The sequence below is a fragment of the Streptomyces lushanensis genome (genome assembly GCF_001700515.1).
GTDB lineage: Bacteria > Actinomycetota > Actinomycetes > Streptomycetales > Streptomycetaceae > Streptomyces > Streptomyces lushanensis.
The window spans coordinates 1-751 of record NZ_MAUD01000711.1; the positions used below are offsets into that span (position 1 = coordinate 1).

General features: G+C 69.0%; 1 protein-coding gene and 1 pseudogene. One reads left to right on the top strand and one right to left on the bottom strand.

The window, feature by feature from the left end; all coding sequences use genetic code 11:
* Positions 1 to 328, top strand: a 328-nt coding sequence (locus BFF77_RS32555) for a TetR-like C-terminal domain-containing protein (RefSeq protein WP_169922769.1), incomplete at its 5' end; no start/stop codon positions are given.
* 155 nt (positions 329 to 483) lie between these two features.
* Here BFF77_RS32555 and BFF77_RS32560 read toward each other — a convergent pair.
* Positions 484 to 702: pseudogene (locus tag BFF77_RS32560) on the bottom strand (hypothetical protein); the annotation flags it as partial.
* Positions 703 to 751: the final 49 nt, after the last annotated feature.

A 751-nucleotide genomic window follows, 5' to 3' on the forward strand; every position in this document is an offset into this window, starting at 1 on the left:
CGCGCTGCTGGCGGCCGGCGACGACTGCCGGATGGAGCGGGACTCCGCGCTGATGCGGGGCCTGTTCCGTGCCGTCCACAACAATCCCGATCTCCACCAGGCGCTCCGTGAGCTGCTGATCGAGCCCGAGATCAACGGACTCCATACGCTGCTGCGACGTGCCGTGGACCGTGGCGAGATCGCCGCGGACAACCCCGCGCTCAACTTCGTCACGCACATGCTGGTCGGCGCCTTCGTCGCCCGGCAGTTGATCGAGGACCGGTCGCCGGACCGGAGCTTCCTCAGTTCGTATCTCGATGCCGTGGTCCTCCCCTCCCTCGGCGTCTGACCGTCCCCAGCAGGACCCTCCTCACCTGACGAGTGCCGCTCTCGCCGTCGGGCCGGCTCCCCATGCCCTGATCCGTCGATAGACCGGGAGTACGCCCTCGTGGCCACGTTTCTCTACAAGCTCGGACGGCTCGCCTTCCGGCGCCGCCACTATGTCGCCCTGCTGTGGGTGGCGCTGCCTCCGGGAAAGCGCTGCTCCAGCAGGTCGAAGGCCTTCTGGGCCTCCGTTCCCGGGATGGAGAAGGAACTGGACGTGGGGGTCGACGCGGAGGCGGCACCGACCCCGGCGACCGCCAGCAGCGCCACCCACAGCAGGGCGACATAGTGGCGGCGCCGGAAGGCGAGCCGTCCGAGCTTGTAGAGAAACGTGGCCACGAGGGCGTACTCCCGGTCTATCGACGGATCAGGGCATGGGGAGCCGGCC